Source organism: Thalassolituus pacificus, from assembly GCF_025318105.1.
GTDB classification, from domain to species: domain Bacteria; phylum Pseudomonadota; class Gammaproteobacteria; order Pseudomonadales; family Oceanobacteraceae; genus Venatoribacter; species Venatoribacter pacificus.
Genome location: NZ_JAOANI010000023.1, coordinates 1 through 537 on the forward strand (window position 1 = coordinate 1; position 537 = coordinate 537).

General features: G+C 45.3%; 1 protein-coding gene. It reads left to right on the plus strand.

What is annotated here, in order from left to right; genetic code table 11:
* On the plus strand, positions 1–503 hold a 503-nt coding region (locus tag NYR02_RS14610; RefSeq protein WP_260977092.1), incomplete at its 5' end, for an IS3 family transposase.
* Positions 504–537: the final 34 nt, after the last annotated feature.

Here is a 537-nt window from a genome sequence, read left to right on the forward strand (position 1 = left end):
ACGGTGCGGTTCCTCATTGTAAAGACAAAGTATGGGTGGCCGATGTGACTTATCTGAAAGTTAAAAAGCAGTGGCACTATCTGTCGGTCATCATGGATCTCTATTCCCGACGGATCATAGGATGGAGTCTGGATAGCAAAAGAACAATAGAAGTTACCCGAAGAACACTGATGGCTGCAATACGAAAGCGTCGTCCATCCGAGGGGCTGATGCTGCATACGGATCGCGGTGTTGAGTATCGCGGATCAGGATATCAGAAAGAGCTTCACAGACAGGGAATTAAGCACAGCCTGAGCAGACCGGGAAAATGTACTGATAATGCGCATATGGAATCATTCTTTCATTCAATGAAAGCTGAACTTATTCGTAATACGACATTCCACTCTGCGGAAGAATTGAAGTATGCTTTGGCGAGATACATCAATGATTACTACAACAGAAAACGGCTGCATTCGGGAATCGGTTACTGCTCACCGATGGAATACGAGCAAATAGCAGCATGAAAATGAACGTGTCCGTTTTATCGGGGCAAGATCA